The sequence below is a fragment of the Pauljensenia sp. UMB9872 genome (assembly GCF_030212665.1).
Taxonomy (GTDB): domain Bacteria; phylum Actinomycetota; class Actinomycetes; order Actinomycetales; family Actinomycetaceae; genus Pauljensenia; species Pauljensenia turicensis_B.
The window spans coordinates 23,129-38,972 of record NZ_JASOER010000010.1; the positions used below are offsets into that span (position 1 = coordinate 23,129).

Annotated in this window: 13 protein-coding genes; 11 read left to right on the forward strand and 2 right to left on the reverse strand. The window is 56.1% G+C overall.

What is annotated here, in order from left to right; all coding sequences use genetic code 11:
• Positions 1 to 46: 46 nt before the first annotated feature.
• Entirely contained in the window at positions 47 to 2,302 is a 2,256-nt protein-coding gene (locus tag QP109_RS05250; protein ID WP_285023797.1) for a HelD family protein, read from the reverse strand.
• A 258-nt stretch (positions 2,303 to 2,560) separates the two neighbouring features.
• Between QP109_RS05250 and QP109_RS05255 the strand changes: the two genes are divergently transcribed.
• Positions 2,561 to 3,721, forward strand: coding sequence for a PAC2 family protein (locus QP109_RS05255; protein WP_285023878.1), 1,161 nt, complete (start codon positions 2,561 to 2,563; stop codon positions 3,719 to 3,721).
• Between the two features lie 37 nt (positions 3,722 to 3,758).
• On the opposite strand, the gene QP109_RS05260 is transcribed toward QP109_RS05255, so the two are convergent.
• The gene (locus tag QP109_RS05260) at positions 3,759 to 4,586 is read right to left on the reverse strand and encodes a spermidine synthase (RefSeq protein WP_285023799.1); all 828 of its coding nucleotides are present in this window, start codon (positions 4,584 to 4,586) and stop codon (positions 3,759 to 3,761) included.
• Between the two features lie 66 nt (positions 4,587 to 4,652).
• On the opposite strand from QP109_RS05260, the gene dinB reads away from it, so the two are divergent.
• The 10 genes from dinB (at position 4,653) to QP109_RS05310 (ending at position 15,841) form a co-directional block, all read left to right on the forward strand.
• Complete coding sequence (gene dinB, locus QP109_RS05265) at positions 4,653 to 5,903, forward strand: DNA polymerase IV (protein ID WP_285023801.1); 1,251 nt, start codon at positions 4,653 to 4,655, stop codon at positions 5,901 to 5,903.
• 33 nt (positions 5,904 to 5,936) lie between these two features.
• Positions 5,937 to 6,335 (forward strand): DUF3040 domain-containing protein, encoded by a 399-nt coding sequence (locus QP109_RS05270; protein ID WP_101627305.1) that lies wholly within the window; start codon positions 5,937 to 5,939, stop codon positions 6,333 to 6,335.
• Between the two features lie 583 nt (positions 6,336 to 6,918).
• Positions 6,919 to 7,350 carry a division/cell wall cluster transcriptional repressor MraZ gene (mraZ, locus tag QP109_RS05275; RefSeq protein WP_006681690.1) on the forward strand — a complete coding sequence of 144 codons (432 nt, stop codon included), beginning with the start codon at positions 6,919 to 6,921 and terminating at the stop codon, positions 7,348 to 7,350.
• 115 nt (positions 7,351 to 7,465) lie between these two features.
• Positions 7,466 to 8,446, forward strand: coding sequence for a 16S rRNA (cytosine(1402)-N(4))-methyltransferase RsmH (gene rsmH, locus QP109_RS05280; RefSeq protein ID WP_285023804.1), 981 nt, complete (start codon positions 7,466 to 7,468; stop codon positions 8,444 to 8,446).
• A complete protein-coding gene (gene ftsL, locus QP109_RS05285) occupies positions 8,443 to 8,835 on the forward strand; it encodes a cell division protein FtsL (protein WP_285023806.1) in 393 nt (130 codons plus the stop codon). The genes rsmH and ftsL overlap by 4 nt, the downstream gene beginning before the upstream one ends.
• Positions 8,836 to 8,903: 68 nt before the next feature.
• A complete protein-coding gene (locus tag QP109_RS05290; protein ID WP_285023880.1) occupies positions 8,904 to 10,607 on the forward strand; it encodes a peptidoglycan D,D-transpeptidase FtsI family protein in 1,704 nt (567 codons plus the stop codon).
• 40 nt (positions 10,608 to 10,647) lie between these two features.
• Positions 10,648 to 12,054: a UDP-N-acetylmuramoyl-tripeptide--D-alanyl-D-alanine ligase gene (locus QP109_RS05295; protein ID WP_285023808.1), complete on the forward strand. Its 1,407-nt coding sequence runs from the start codon at positions 10,648 to 10,650 to the stop codon at positions 12,052 to 12,054.
• Complete coding sequence (mraY, locus tag QP109_RS05300) at positions 12,051 to 13,136, forward strand: phospho-N-acetylmuramoyl-pentapeptide-transferase (protein WP_270771479.1); 1,086 nt, start codon at positions 12,051 to 12,053, stop codon at positions 13,134 to 13,136. The genes QP109_RS05295 and mraY overlap by 4 nt, the downstream gene beginning before the upstream one ends.
• The gene (gene murD / locus QP109_RS05305) at positions 13,133 to 14,557 is read left to right on the forward strand and encodes a UDP-N-acetylmuramoyl-L-alanine--D-glutamate ligase (RefSeq protein WP_285023811.1); all 1,425 of its coding nucleotides are present in this window, start codon (positions 13,133 to 13,135) and stop codon (positions 14,555 to 14,557) included. Before mraY ends, murD begins: the two co-directional genes overlap by 4 nt.
• Positions 14,558 to 15,841: an FtsW/RodA/SpoVE family cell cycle protein gene (locus QP109_RS05310; protein WP_285023812.1), complete on the forward strand. Its 1,284-nt coding sequence runs from the start codon at positions 14,558 to 14,560 to the stop codon at positions 15,839 to 15,841.
• The last annotated feature ends 3 nt before the right edge of the window (positions 15,842 to 15,844 follow it).

A 15,844-nucleotide genomic window follows, 5' to 3' on the forward strand; every position in this document is an offset into this window, starting at 1 on the left:
AACACCAAGCGATTGCACAAGTGTTCGCGCTACGGATAGGAACGTCTTACCACTGATCCATTCCCTTGGGCAGATCGTTCGAAGTGATAGCGACCAAATCATGCGTCGCACGAGTCAATGCGACGAACAGGTCACCAACACCTTCAGCAAAGATCTCGCCGGGCTCAACCACGATAACGGTGTCGAACTCAAGCCCCTTGGAACTCGATGCACTGAGCAAAGCAATCCGCGAATCAAGTGCGCTCTCGCCTGTGGAATCGGCATTCCATGCGTGGCCTCGTGAATCTGAAACCAGAATCGCGACCCTGCCGCTTCCTTCACCCGAAGTGGCATCAAGTCGCTCACACGCCTGCGAAGCCGCCTGAATTGATGCCGCCCACGCCGGCGAATCCTCGCGTGCGACCGGATCCGTATCCGCTTCAACAGTCACGACGCGGTAGCAGTCCTCAACGTCGCGGACCGCGCTCATCGGGTGAATGACAGGCTTACCGGCGCGTGCCATCACGGCCTCAGCGATGGCGGTCAATGTCGCCGGAGTACGGTAGGACACCGTCAGAACAAACTCATCGCTGTAGGCTCTGCTTGCCGGCCCCAAGGCTTCAACCCACGTCTTCGGACGCTTCGATCCGCGTCGCTGATCCAAGTCACCAACAATCGTGAACGACCGCGACGGACAACGACGCAACAAACTACGCCACGCCATCGGGGAGAGATCCTGAGCTTCGTCAACGACAATATGGCCGTATGCCCACTTGCGATCGTTGGCTGCCTGCTCAGCAAGAGGAGTCCACATTCGCTGAGACAATGTGGACTCGGCAAGCTGCTCAGCATTCACGATGCCTCCACCAAGCCCCTGGCCTTCGATCGCAGCTCGTGCGCGTTCAATTGCAGCACTTTCTGATTCTGAGGACTCGATGCGCGATGTGGGCATCGGTCCAAGCAATTCTTCGAGCTCGTCTAACAGGGGAATATCGGCGTCGGTCCACTCAGCACTATGACGTTCAACGAGTGGCAACAGGCGGGGTGAAACGGGGCGGCCTGCTCGATCGTTAATGTGCGCCAACAGTTGGGGGCGCGCATAGAGGCGACGAAGAAGAGTTGTGGCGGACGTTGGCATCCACGCAAGATTGATCGTGCGACGCGCATCAATGGAGTCGCGGATTTCGCTGATCCACTCCGCTTTATCCTCGTTGGAAGCCAGCACTCCACCGGCCGACGAAGCATCGGAGGCTAGGCGCTCTGCCAGAACCTCCATCAGTTCCAGAGCAAAACCTTCGCGCGCCTGATTGTGAGTGCGACGCGTATGCCGTGCATGGCGGATCGCTTTCGACACGTCATCCGGCGTCAGCGTTACCGTGCGACTCCACACCTGCAACTTGGTTGGTGTCGACAATTCGCGTGGCAACATTTTGACCGCTTGCTTCAGTAGCTGCGCCCAGCCGATATGACCTTTCGCTTGGGCAACGCCCAGTGGCTCCGTTCCACGTGCGTCTACGCCGGGCAACAGGTCGCCCATGGTCGTCGAAACGACGCCAGTTTCACCCAGTGAGGGAAGAACCTGTTCGATGTATCGCAAGAAAATGCGCGACGGCCCGACCAAAAGAACACCGGAACGCTCTAAGCGCTCACGTTCGGCATACAGCAGGTAGGCAATGCGGTGCAGGGCGACGGCTGTTTTACCGGTTCCCGGACCGCCTTGGACGACGATCGCGCCGTCGCGAGGAGCACGAATGATTGCATCCTGTTCGGACTGAATTGTCGCGACAATATCACCCATGCGACCGTCACGAGCCTTATCAAGGGCGCTCATCAACGCGCCTTCGCCTTGAAGATCCATACCTTCGGCTCGCGACGAATCCAGCAGTTCGTCCTCAAGCGCGACGACGGTGCGCCCGTGGGTTGTAATGTGGCGCCTTCGCACGACACCCTTTGGGTTGACGGCAGTTGCTTGATAGAAGGGCATCGCCACAGGAGCTCGCCAGTCGATCAGGAGGTGCTCGCCGTCGGTGGTCGATAGGGCAACGCGACCAATGTGGTGGTGGTCTCCGTCAGCCATGTCGAGACGACCGAATACAAGGCGGTCTTCAACGGCCTCGAGGCGTGCTGCCATATCACCAAGGTGAGCCGAGAGCGCTTCGCGTTCTGTCCATGCCTGAGGATTTCCTGCGCCGTGGATTGCATGCGTTCGCGCCTGCTGGTCACGGTATTTTTTTCGAAGCTCATCCACCCTTGCATACGCAGCGTCGACATGGCGTTGCTCCGGCATGGACGCCGGCGAAGCAGAAGTCGATGAGTCAGTCATGCGCGTACTTTCGAGGAATGGACAAGATAACGACCATCTATTGTGCCTGAAAAACTGCGACCAGGTGCAACTGTCCGCGATCTGCGACGCAGGGTAGATAGATTCACGAGGCCGACTATTCGCCCAAGGCGAATATCAGTGGGCCCGTCGGGCGCTCCGGCCTGTTTCCGAGTAGCGTTGATAGTACGAATTATTCGTCGAGTTGAATTGACGAGCATGGCATTGGACAGAACAGAAATGAAAGGGCATGTGAACGTAATGAAACCGAATGATGCCCTTCTTTTCGAGCGAGGGCCGGCCAGTGAAACTCATTCGCGCATCCTAGTGATGCACTTCTACGGAAGCATGGATGCTGGCGGAGCGGGTCGTATGGCAGTTGCTGAAATGCTTCGCGCCCTGCCGAATGAACGTGTTGCGACTTTTGATTCCGATCAGTTCTTGGACTACCGCTCTCATCGTCCGATCATGACGGTTCGTGATTGGGTCAGCGAAGAAATGGTGACTCATGAAATCGCAATCGACAGAGTTCGCGATGACTTGGGGAACCCGATTTTGCTTCTGCACGGTCCTGAACCGGATGCAAAGTGGGAGGCATTTGCGCGCATCGTTGCTGATTTTGTGAAGGAAGCTGGTGTTGAGATCAGCGTGTCCTTCCATGGCATTCCTTCGAGTGTTCCACATACTCGTGCAACCCCGGTTCACGTGCAGGCCACGGATGCTTCTTTGATTCCGCCTCAGCCGAAGATGGTGGGGTCACTGCAGTTCCCTGCGCCGGCAAGTTCCTTCGTTCAACGTCGTCTTGCTGAACGCGGTGTGAATGGTATTGCTCTTCTTGCTGCGGTTCCGTTCTACATGGCAGAGTCTGGGTACCCGGCAGGCTCCTCTGCGCTGTTATCCAGCCTGTCTGATTTTGCCGATCTGTCGTTGCCGGTTGGTAACTTGGAGTTAGGAGCAGCTCAGGATCAGGGCACGATCGAGCAATTGATCGAAGCAAATCCAGAGATCATGGCGACCATTACGTCCCTTGAAGAACACTATGACGCGTGGAGTCCTGGCGAATCTTCGTTTTCCCTGAACTCTTTTGGTACCCAGACTCCGCTGGGTCATACTCCTAAACAGGACAAGGACATTGGCGACGTCATTGAGCGCTACTTGGCGAACTTGTCGCGCAGTGAAACAGCATCTGACGATCAGCCGAGCACCGACGACCAGAGCGTAGAGACGGCGGAAGAAGATCCCCTGACTGCGGCCCTCAAGCGTGTTCAACTGCGTGCAACAGACCCAGAGGCCGTGCGTGCAATGACTCCTCGTCACCGTGCCGATAGCGGGGATGACGCATCACTGCATGTCGAAGAGCAAACCGCGGATGAAACCGATCCAAACGAAGAGGCAGATAGCGCAGAAACAGGCGTCATCTGAATCAGGCCTTTGCTCCAAGTTGAGCGTATTTTCGGCTTCAGCTCGCGCCAGTTTCCTTATATCCGATGTCGGCGTCGCGCAGTGCGGATGTGCCCGCACACCACTTCGTCAGATTTACACCGTGCGTCACCCGAGCAGGTAGAGGAAGGCGCCTCAGCGCGCGGTCAAGGTCTTCAACCGGATAGTCAGCTCCGACATACCCGATGACGATAACGTTGCCACGCCTACCGCTTCGCCCCACCTTCGGATCCTGGATGCTCATCACCTGGCCGAAAACCTCGGAAATAGCTGCAATCTCAGCGCGAGCATCACTGCCACCACCGTGAGCGCAGTTGAGGATATAGAGTCCGCCGTCCTTCAACTTTTCCCGCGCAATATTCGCGCACTCGAGAGTCGCAAGATGCGCTGGAACCTGGCCGTTAGCGAAGGTATCGCGCACGATGACATTGAAAGTGGAATCGCGGAACGAGCTCATCACTTCCCGTCCGTCTCCAATACGTATCGATAGTGCGGGAGATTTCGGCAGATCAAACACACGTCGCACCAAATCGGGAAGATCCGGATCGATCTCGACAGCGGTCTGCTTCGACTTCGGACGAAGGTAAGACCAGGCGAGCGGCAGAGTGCATCCCGCGCCACCAAGGTGGAGCGCGCGGACTGGGGTGGCCTCGTCAATCACGCAATCGAGAGCGCACGTCGCATGCTGCATGTACTCAAACTCGAGGCTGGTCGGATCGTCCACATTCGTGCACGATGACTCGATACCGTTGAAATACAGCGTCGCAAGCGCACCATCCCAACGGATCTCAACCCTCCCAGAGGGGATCTCAAAGAATTCGCTTCCGCGCGCAGTTTTTCGGCTCACGCGTCACACTGTAGTCAGTGAACGAAAGCAGAGTCGACCGCGCTCTGGCAACTTGAAGGAGGAGCAATGTCGAACGCTCCCCGCGACGGGCGTGCCCGAAAGTTCTGGGGTGACGATGACTCCCAGACTCCCATCCTGCACGTCGACATGGACTCGTTTTTCGCCCAAGTAGAGATCGCGGAAAATCCAGATTTACGAGGCCGCCCAATCATCGTCGGGCACCTCGGCGGACGAGGGGTCGTCACCAGCGCCACGTACGAGGTTCGCGCTCGCGGTGTGCGAGCCGGAATGCCGAGTGCTCGCGCACATGCGCTGTGCCCGGAAGCGACTTTTGTGTTCTCTGGTAGGGGCGTGTATTCCGAATACTCACACAAAGTGATGGCGATCCTGTCGGAAATCACTCCCGTCTTACAGCAAGTGAGTATTGATGAGGCGTTCCTTGATGTGTCAGGGTCGCGTCGGCGCCTCGGGTCACCAACCGAGATTGGAAATCTGATTCGAGCCCGCATCCATGCCGAAGTCGGTTTACCCGCATCGGTTGGAATCGCAGCCACAAAGTCGGTGGCAAAAATTGCCTCGTCGAACGCGAAACCTGACGGGCTACTGCTGATTCCTCGCGATCAAACCGTCCCATTCCTGCACGGGCTCCCCGTTGGAGCACTCTGGGGAGTGGGCGGAAAAACGGGGGAGAGGCTTGCTCTCGCCGGCGTTGACACAATCGGTGATCTCGCGAACCTGGACATGACGTTCCTGACGCGACTTGTGGGCCGTGCAAGCGCGCGCCACCTGCACAATCTTGCCTGGGGCATCGACCCGCGTCCCGTTCGCGGTGATCGCGAAGTAAAATCCATGAGTACCGAACGAACGTTTGAGTCTGATATTCACGATAGGAGTGAGCTGGAGGCCTTCCTACTACAGGCGTCTCACGAATGCGCAGCGCGTTTGCGCAGAGCCGACATGGTCGCATGGGGGATCGGGCTGAAACTGAGGGACGCCTCGTTCCACACGATCGCTCGATCCGCGAAGCTACACGCTCCGACAGATGTGGGACGACAAATCTACACGGTTGCAAGCGAGCTCTTCGCAAAAGAGGCGATGCCGGCATCGGGGATTCGTTTGGCGGGCGTGAAGGTTGAAGCCCTTCAACCGCGATCAGCTGGTGTTGCGATAGCTCTTGACGATGATGGAAAACCGTTGGCTTCGGAGCGAGCAATGGACCAGATTCAGGGGAAATTTGGCAGGGATGCTCTACGGCCAGCAACTTTGTTACCGCAGGTCAGTGCGCACGAATCGCAATCTGCGCCCCCAACCCATTAGACTCGTCACTAACGGATAGCGGAAGGATGCGTCGTGGCTCTATCTGACTATGAAAAACAAGTACTAGAAGAGATGGAACAGGAGTTCCGTCGTGACGAGCCACGTCTTGCCCGTCAAATGGAGCAGGAAGAAGAAGCTCCAGCTTTGCGGCTTTCGATCCGACGCATCGCTCTTGGAATTTTCGTTTTCATCGCAGGTCTGAGTGTCCTGGTTGGCGCAGTTTCCCTTGGATACTCAGGTATTTCCATCGTGATGGGCGTGATCGGTTTTGCCATCATGGTTGGTGGCGTCTGGTATGCGATCTCTTCGCCCGACAAGAAAGCCGCTCCGCTTACACCTGAAGAACAGCGACGAAACCTCGGTTCGTGGTCGCGTTTTATCGATGACCAAGAACAGCGGTGGGAAGAACGAAAGCGTCGTCGCGATCTTTAGAGAGATCGTCTTCCACCTCGCTTCGAAAAACGTAAAGAAAAGCCCGTGGCCGTACGCCATGGGCTTTTCTGTTGTGTCATCTCTTCATGTCCTCTAGATGTCGGTGCCTGGCTGAGTCTTTTCTGTTCCCACGTGCACTTGGCGCGACGGATGTGGGTTTAAAAGCTCGGATTTGTCGCGTTGGGTGCGGTGGGTGGCGTGGTGGTGCGTGTTTGTGGTTCCCGTGTGCACTTGGCGCGACGGATGTGGGTCTAAAAGCTCGGATTTGTCGCGTTGGGTGCGGTGGGTGGCGTGGTGGTGCGGTTGGGGATCAAGTTCCTGCCTTTTCTAGCCGAGGGGCTTTCGATGTGGCAGGCCTCGTCCCCTCAATCTCAGATGCAGGAGTAGCGGGCAGAGACGGTCTCGCGCAGGAATAATCGGCTAGAACTGAAAATATGCCCCACTTTTCACCACCAGATAGTTTCTCGCAGAAAATCAGACTTTTTAAGAAGAAAAAGTGTCCAAAACTGCGTCTAGATGGTACTAAAAATAATAGATGTGGGGTAAAGTGGTGGAAGTGGGAAACAAGGAAAGGTGGTGAGACATGTTCACTGGTACGTTCGAGCCGAAACTCGACGACAAGGGACGTGTTTTTCTGCCTGCAAAAATCCGTGAAGACATGGGTGAGCAACTTGTTCTCACAAAGGGACAGGACCGTTGCATTTACGTCTACCCGGTTGAAACCTTCAATGAGCGCGCGCAGTCGATCATCTCTGCGCCGACCTCGTCGAAGCAGGTTCGAAACTGGCGACGCGTTTTTATGGCGAGTGCGTTCCAAGAAGCTCCAGATCGACAGGGTCGTATATCCCTCCCTGCAGAACTGCGTAGCTACGCCGGACTCGGCCGTCAGCTCACCGTCATCGGTGTAGGTGATCACGCTGAAATCTGGAATTCCGAAGCGTGGGAGGAAGTCCTCACCGTCGAAGACGACGCGTTCTCGGATACGAACGAAGAAATCTTCCCAGGAATGTTCTAGTTCGTCCCTTTTGGTCTCCACCCGAGGCCCCGACTTCACTTCCCCGATGTCGGAGATCGGTGGGGGACCAAGAGGAACGAAAAGCACTCACATCATCTGCAGGAAAGGGGGCGACATGGAGCTCACCAAGCAAACGTCCGAGCGCCATATTCCCGTCCTCCTGGACGAATGCATGGACATGATGGCTCCTGCCCTCACTGACGATGGTGCTGTTCTGGTTGATTGCACGCTGGGAATGGGAGGGCACTCCGAAGCTGCCCTCAAGCGATTCCCGAACATTCACCTGATCGGTATCGATCGTGATCCTCAAGCAATTTCGCTTGCCTCCGAGCGTCTTGCGCCGTTCGCAGATCGTTTCACCGCGGTTCACACGACCTACGACCACGTCGACGAGGTCGTTGCGACATACGCTCCGGCAGGAAAAGCTGATGCGATCCTGATGGATCTAGGGGTTTCCAGCCTTCAACTCGACGAAGCGGAACGTGGTTTCTCCTACTCCGCTGACGCTCCGCTCGATATGCGAATGGATCCGACTACGGGGCAGAGCGCTGCCGAACTTCTGGTCAGTGCAACTGCTCAAGAGATCGCACAGATCTTGCGCGTATACGGTGAAGAACGCTTTGCCTCTCGAATTGCGCGTCGCATCGTGGAAACGCGTGAAACGCAACCTCTGACCCGCACGGGGCAGCTTGCTGACATCGTTCGCGCATCTATTCCTGCTGCTGCGCGTCGTACGGGCGGAAACCCTTCGAAGCGCACTTTCCAGGCCCTTCGCATCGCAGTGAACGACGAACTCAATATTCTCGAACGTGCTTTGCCTGCTTGCTTTGCCAGCCTGCGCATCGGTGGCCGTTTGGTTGTTGAGTCCTACCAGTCGCTTGAAGACCGCATCGTCAAGGACCTGTTCCGACGTGCTTCTACGGTGGATGTTCCCCACGGTCTTCCAGTTATTCCAGATTCGATGGCACCAAGCGTCGAACCCCTCACTCGCAAAGTGCGCCAAGCTGATGAAGCTGAACGCGCACACAATCCTCGATCCGCATCTGTGCGTCTGCGTGGCGCCCAGCTTGTTCGTGAATGGAAGGAACTCTCATGAGCAGTGCTGCAGCTTCCCGGCGCCCGGTTTCCCGTCCGGAACGTCACGAGTTTGAACTACGGGAGTTCCGAGTTGTCAAGGGGAGCAAGCCTACCCGCTCGCTTCTGATGTTGGGAATCGTCTCTATCGTCGTGATCATTGCGACGGTTCTTGCTTCGATGGTTCTTCACACTCGCATGGCTCAAACAGCGTTTGAAATCCGTACTCAGCAGATTGAGCTGAACGAGCTTGAAGCTCAGGCGTGGTCGATGCAAGCCCAAATTGAAAAGGCAGCATCGGCTTCCGAACTTGAGAAAGCTGCCACCGCTCAGGGAATGGTGAAAGGTGGTCAGACTGGCTTCATTAATCTTGGAGCTGGCACTATTGAAGGCGGAACGGCCGGACACTGACAGGAGATCGTATGACTCAGCGTTTTGGGCGATCTCTTGCCATCCTCATCATTTTCTTCTTCGGTTTGATGGCCTGTGCGATCCGCTTAGTCGATCTACAGATCATCAAGGCGCCCACGCTTGCAACCGAAGGCGAGGCCGTTCGTACGTCGCAGACGGGCATCGCCGCTAAACGAGGCTCAATTACCGACGCGACGGGCACGATCCTCGCGGACTCGATTCTGACCTACAACATTGCCGTTAATCAGATCAACTTGCGTTCTTATGTCCACTCAGAAACGACGAAGGAAAACGGGGTTGAAAAGACGAAGGTTGTGGGACGAGGCCCGGTCGAGGCCGCCCGCCAGCTGGCTCCGCTTCTGCACATGAGTGAAGCTGAGCTTGGCGGCTTGTTTTTGGGTGACTCGACCTACACGTATGTGAAGCGCAATGTTGATGCGGTGACGTATCGAGAGATTCGTGCTCTGGATATTTACGGCATTGAGTGGGAAGCCACCTACGAACGGACGTTCCCCAATGGGAATGTTGCTGCTCCGGTGATTGGTACGGTCAATGCTGAAGGCGTTGGCTCGTCGGGCATGGAATCGCAGTTCAATACGTTGCTGACGGGCACGCCTGGCTCGCAGCAGTATGAGATTGCTCCGAATGGTGCGATTATTCCTGGCGCGAAGAAGACAACGGTTGAGCCTGTTGACGGTGGCTCCCTGCAACTGACGTTGCATGCTGACTTGCAGCATCTTGTTCAAGACATGCTGGATGCTCGCGTGGAGCATCACAAGGCCGAATGGGGCACCGTTGTCGTTGAAGATGTGACGACCGGTGAAATTTTGGTGATGGCGGACTCTGAGTCGACCATCCCAGATAACGCGAATCCTCAGCCTGTGGCTTCGGTGCAGTATGCGGTAGAACCTGGTTCAGTGGGCAAGGTGGTGACGTTCGCTGCCGCGTTGGATGCGGGGACGATCACTCCCACGTCGGTCTTTAATGTGCCCTATTCTTTGGATCTTCTAGATGCGGGTGGTCCGATTACAGACTTCCACGAGCACGATGGTGAAACTCTGACTGCGACGGGTATTTTGGCTGAATCGTCGAATACTGGCACCGTTCTGGTTGGTCAGACTCTGTCGAATGAACAGCGCTACGACATGATGAAAGCCATTGGCTTTGGTGAGCTGACGGGCGTGGAGCTTGCTGGCGAAACGACAGGTATTCTTCGTCCTCCAAGCGAGTGGGCGGGCCGAGATCAGTATGTGTCGATGTTCGGCCAGTCCTATTCGGTTTCACCGCTCCAAGAGACCTCGTTCATGGCCACAATCGCGAACGGTGGAGTCCACATTCCCCCCCGACTGGTCAAGTCGTGGACGAACGCTGACGGGACCGTTGAAACCCCCGAAGAGCCCAAGCCAACGCAGGCCATGAAAGCCGATACGGCGCAGAACCTGATGCTGATGATGGAGTCCGTCGTTGAAGATCATCTGGGTACTGCAGGGGCTGCGAAGGTTGACGGGTATCGCGTCGGTGTGAAAACCGGTACGGCAGATATCGTCGTCAACGGTCAGCACGGCATTGTGTCGACGACCGCCGGCCTGCTTCCCGTTGAAGCGCCTAGGCTTGCTATCTCTGTTGTGCTTTACAATCCTACGGTAGCCTACATTTCCTCTGATTCCTCGGCGCCACTGTTCGGTGAGGTCGCGCAAGCGTCAGTGCGTAATCTAGGTATTCCAGCTTCGACGACGCCGGCAACGTTGTTCCCGACGACGCCAACTAACTGAGACGATGAAGTGAAGTCGCATGAATCGTAGAGGAAATGGCATGTACAGGTTAGCTGGGTGGATTGCTGAAGCAGTTTCAGGAACCCTGAACGGTGCTGACCGTCAGGTTGTGATGAACCGTGTCGTTACAGATTCACGCTCGGCATCAGCTGGTTCAGCGTATGTCGCACGAATCGGCGAGGCCACCGACGGGCATAACTACGTCAAACAGGCCGTTGACAATGGTGCGGTTGCACTGATCGTTGAACACCTCGTTGATGTTCCCTTGTCCATTGCGCAGATTGTTGTCGAGGATTCGACCTACGCTTTGGGTCGCCTTGCCCATGCTCACCTTGAAGACTTGCGTGAGCGTTTTGGGCTGGATGTTATCGCGATGACCGGCTCGGCTGGGAAGACGACAACGAAGGATCTGCTTTTCCAGATTATGAGTACTGATGCTCCCAGCGTTGCCCCTCAGCTCTCGTTCAACAACGAGGTCGGACTTCCTCTGACTGTTCTTCAAGCTGATGAAACAACCCGCCATCTGGTTCTTGAAATGGGTGCGTCCGGCATCGGACACATCAAGTATTTGACAGATATTGCGTCGCCGGATGTTGCCATTGAACTGATGGTTGGTCACGCTCACCTCGGTGGCTTCGGCGGAGTCGACGGGATTGAAAAGGCGAAGGGGGAGCTGATTACAGGTTCGCGTCCCGGCGCTCCAGTGGTCTTGAACTACGACGATCCGCGCGTCATGAATATGACGAAACTGTCGACAGGTCCGATTACGACGTTCTCCCCATCAGGCAAAGAGGGAGCCGATTTCCGCGCTCTCGACGTGGACGTTGACCACCTTGGCCGCGCACACTTCACGCTTGAAGCCCCCGGCGGTCGTGGCCTCGTGAATCTGAATATCGTTGGCGTGCACCACGTGGCGAACGCACTGGCCGCCATCGCCGGCGCGGTGCAGCTTGGTCTTGAACTCGATCAAGCGATTCGTGCGATCAACGAGGCTCGGGCGCTGTCTCCGCACCGAATGGATGTCGTTGATTTACGCATTGACGGTATGAAAGTCACGATGATTGACGATGCCTACAATGCGAACCTCGATTCCATGAGAGCCGCTTTCGCTGCGCTCAATTCGATTGGTGATGGGCATACGAAGATCGCTGTTCTTTCCGAAATGCTTGAACTCGGCGACGAGTCTGCTGACATTCACCGCCAGGTTGGTCTGATGGCGAAAGAAGCCGGAGTCGAGTCGCTGATTCTGTTGGGTCAAGACGCTCCCTATTACGCCGAGGGTGCCGGTGACACCATCGATGCGGAACACGTCGGTAGTGTCGATGAGGCTGTCGCGGCTGTGTGTGCGAGACTGAAAGACGATTGTGTGATCCTTGTGAAGGGATCTTTGTTCTCATATTCGTGGAAGGTAGCGGACCAACTCCGCGAGAAGGGAGTCCAGCGATGATTGGCCTTATTGTCGCCTTCGTCATTGCACTGGTGATTTCCCTGTTGGGAACCCCTTTGCTGATCCGATTCCTGATCGCTCACCAGTACGGGCAGTTCATCCGTCAGGACGGACCGACCCAGCACTTGACGAAGCGCGGTACACCCACAATGGGTGGTCTGGTCTTCATTCTGGCAACCATTATCGCGTGGGTGATTGGGGCGTCGATCGCAGGATCCGGACCCTCGTGGTCCGGATGGACTCTGGTTGTTCTCTTCGCAGGTCTTGGCTTTATTGGCCTTTTGGATGACGGCATCAAGATCATGCGTCAGCGCTCCCTTGGTTTGCCTCCGACCGGAAAAATCATCGGTCAGATCGCGGTTGCCGCAGTTTTCGCGTGGATGTCACTGACCCGCCCCAATGCCTATGGGACAACGCCGGGCACGCTTCACCTGTCCTTCATTCACCTGTCACCCATCACGCTCGGGTTTGCTGGTCTCGGATTGGGGGTCGTCCTGTATTTCATCTGGACGAACCTGATTGTGACCGCCTGGTCAAACGCAGTGAATCTAACCGACGGTCTCGATGGCCTTGCCACGGGCTGTTCCATTTTCGTTTTCGGCGCATACACGTTTATCGCCTACTTCCAGAGGATTCAATCCTGCTTCCCGCAGGGGCATGCGACAACTCTCTGCTATCCGACGCGTGATCCTCTGGACCTTGCAGTTTTCTGCGCCGCGATCATCGGTTCGCTTGCTGGCTTCCTCTGGTGGAACGCTTCGCCCGCTCAGATCTTCATGGGGGATACGGGCGCGCTGGCACTCGGTGGTGCGATCGCTGGCCTGTCGATTCTGACGAACACCGAGTTCATCGCAATCGTGATTGGTGGACTCTTCGTTGTCATCGTGATGTCCGACGTCATCCAGATTTCGGTCTTTAAGGCAACGCATAAGCGTGTCTTCCGCATGGCACCGTTGCACCACCACTTCGAGCTAAAAGGCTGGCAGGAAATCACGATCGTGATTCGCTTCTGGCTGATTGCCGCGTTGTTTGCAGTCGCCGGTGCGGGCATTTTCTACGCTGACTGGGTGACAACGCTGTGAGTGATCGTTACGCCGTCATCGGCCTGGGCAAATCGGGCAAAGCATCAGCAAAAGCTCTGTTGAAGCGCGGGCACGAGGTTCTTGCTTTCGACCAGCGTTCCAATACTCCCACAGACGAATTAGGTATTGATGTTCATGTTGTTCCCGATGCCAGGGATCTCGCTTGCGCCGTTATTGACGCTGGTGTTGACACGATCATCGTGTCTCCAGGAATTCCTGCGCATGCCCCTATCTTTGAACGCGCTCACGCTGCCGGGATCCCGATCTGGGGTGAAGTTGAACTGGCGTGGCGTCTTCAAGAGCAAGGCCCTCATGCTGGTCGCCCCTGGCTGACCGTGACGGGCACGAACGGTAAGACAACGACGGTGGGCATGCTTGCGTCAATTCTTCGGGCCAACGGTGACGACGTTCTTGAGGTTGGCAATATTGGCACCCCCATCACCGAAGCAATCGACTCAGATGCCAGCGTCTTCGCTGTTGAACTCTCCAGCTTCCAACTCCATACCTCCTACACGATTTCGCCTTTGGCGTCCTTGTGCTTGAACGTGGATGCTGACCACCTGGATTGGCATGGAAGCGAAGAAGCATACGCTGCTGATAAGGCGCGCGTATACGAGAACACTCAGGTTGCCTGCATCTACCCGGCCAATGACCGAGTGGTTGAAGAGATGGTTGAAAACGCAGACGTTGTGGAAGGGGCGCGTGCCATTGGGATCACGCTGGGCTCACCTTCGGTGTCGCAACTGGGCGTCGTCGAAGGTGCGCTTGTTGACCGCGCCTACGTTGAAAACCGGCACCGCGAAGCTGCCCACTTGGGTGATTTGAGTGATTTGAGCGCGGTCTATGGGGCGAGTCTTTCCCCGGCTGTTGTGATGGATGCTCTTGGTGCGGCAGCACTTGGACGCGCATACGGTGTGCGTCCGCATGCGGTTCGTGATGGCTTGCGCGCATTTTCTCCAGCAGGACATCGCAGAGCCGTCATCGGGCAAGCCGCTGATGTTACGTGGATCGATGATTCGAAAGCGACGAACGCCCACGCTGCCAAAGCATCCCTATATGGGCTTCCTCCTCACTCGGTTGTCTGGATCGTTGGCGGGGACGCGAAGGGACAGGACTTTACCGACCTTATTCGCGACGTCGAGCCGGTTCTGCGTGGTGCGGTGATCATCGGCGAAGACCGTTCGGACCTACTTAAGGCGTTCCTTGCGAGCGCACCCAATGTTCCGGTCGTTGACGTCGATGGCCATGAGGATTGGATGTTCTCCGTCGTCAATGAGGCTGTCGCTCTTTCACGCCCCGGTGATTTTGTTGTTCTTGCTCCGGCCTGCGCGTCGTGGGATCAGTTTGATAACTACGGTCAGCGTGGCGACGTGTTTGTGAACGCTGTTGACCGTTTGCGTGACCAGTGGAGTGCAAAGTAGATGGCGAAGATCAAGAGCGCCATTGATAGTGCGATCCGTCATCTTCCGCGTTTTGTTTTTGGTACGGATGATGAACACTATGAGATTCAACCGCTGACGACGTACTACATGATCATCGTTCCCACGATAGTTCTGACTATTTTTGGTTTGATGATGGGCTTTTCAGCTCAATCGGTGACATCAATCGCCAAGGGCGCCAACCCGTACATGGCGTATTTGCGTCCCAGTGCCATCATTGTCTTCGCCCTGATCATTGCCTTCGCTGTTCATAAGATCCCTCGCCATATTTTTGTCCGTTTTGCTCCCTATGCTTTCGGGCTGGGATTGATTGTCCAGGCGATGGTCATTACCCCTCTTGGCCGTTCTGAAGGTGGCAACGCGAACTGGGTGTACCTTCCCGGTGTTCCCGTCCTTGTTCAGCCGTCAGAGTTCTTGAAACTCGCTTTGATCGTCTTTCTTGCTTTCATTTTGACTGGACCGAATAGGGATTTTTCAAACTGGCGTCAGATGAGTGTTCTTGCGGGCCTACCCGTGGTTGTCACGCTGATTGACGTCATGCTGGGTCATGACTTGGGTACGGCAATGATCGTGACGGCCGCTGCCATGGGAGCATTGTGGATTGCTGGCCTGCCGAAGCGCTGGTTCGGATACGCGTTCGTCCTCGCTGTTCCGCTTCTGGTTTTCTTGGTCATTCAGAACCCGACGCGTCTTCGTCGAATCTTGGTTGTTCTTCCGGGTTTTGCTCCCAAGCGTGATTTGTCTGCCCCCGAACAGATTGATCATTCGCTGTGGGCTTTTGGCTCCGGTGGTGTTTCTGGACTGGGTCCGGGTGCCTCGCGTGAGAAATGGAATTATCTGCAGGCGGCACACACGGACTTTATTTTCGCCATCGTTGGTGAGGAGTTCGGGTTGATGGGTACGTTGGCAGTGCTCACGGCTCTTGCTCTGTTGGTGTGGGGAATATTCCGAGTGGTTCGTTCAACGTCCGACCCGTTTGTCGCTATCGTCGCTGCCGGTGTGGCAACGTGGATCGGCTTCCAGGCTCTCGTGAATATTGCCTCGGTTACTCAGCTCGGCCCGGTTATTGGTGTTCCACTGCCTCTTGTGTCCTATGGTGGATCATCGTTTCTGTTCACCGCGCTGGCCATCGGCGTTGTCGCGTCGTTTGCGCGTAGTGATGCTGGTATGACTATGTGGGGATATTCTGATCCTGCTACTCGTCGTCGTGATCCTCGGGTTACTCCGAAGCTTCGACGAGCAGGTGGATCCAAAGCTCGAAAGTAGGCA

Coding starts and splice junctions, on each gene's coding strand:
- QP109_RS05250 (WP_285023797.1), bottom strand. CDS start 2,302: ATGACTGACTCATCGACTTCTGCTTCGCCGGCGTCCATGCCGGAGCAA.
- QP109_RS05255 (WP_285023878.1), top strand. CDS start 2,561: ATGAAACCGAATGATGCCCTTCTTTTCGAGCGAGGGCCGGCCAGTGAA.
- dinB (WP_285023801.1), top strand. CDS start 4,653: ATGTCGAACGCTCCCCGCGACGGGCGTGCCCGAAAGTTCTGGGGTGAC.
- mraZ (WP_006681690.1), top strand. CDS start 6,919: ATGTTCACTGGTACGTTCGAGCCGAAACTCGACGACAAGGGACGTGTT.
- rsmH (WP_285023804.1), top strand. CDS start 7,466: ATGGAGCTCACCAAGCAAACGTCCGAGCGCCATATTCCCGTCCTCCTG.
- ftsL (WP_285023806.1), top strand. CDS start 8,443: ATGAGCAGTGCTGCAGCTTCCCGGCGCCCGGTTTCCCGTCCGGAACGT.
- QP109_RS05290 (WP_285023880.1), top strand. CDS start 8,904: ATGGCCTGTGCGATCCGCTTAGTCGATCTACAGATCATCAAGGCGCCC.
- QP109_RS05295 (WP_285023808.1), top strand. CDS start 10,648: ATGTACAGGTTAGCTGGGTGGATTGCTGAAGCAGTTTCAGGAACCCTG.
- mraY (WP_270771479.1), top strand. CDS start 12,051: ATGATTGGCCTTATTGTCGCCTTCGTCATTGCACTGGTGATTTCCCTG.
- QP109_RS05310 (WP_285023812.1), top strand. CDS start 14,558: ATGGCGAAGATCAAGAGCGCCATTGATAGTGCGATCCGTCATCTTCCG.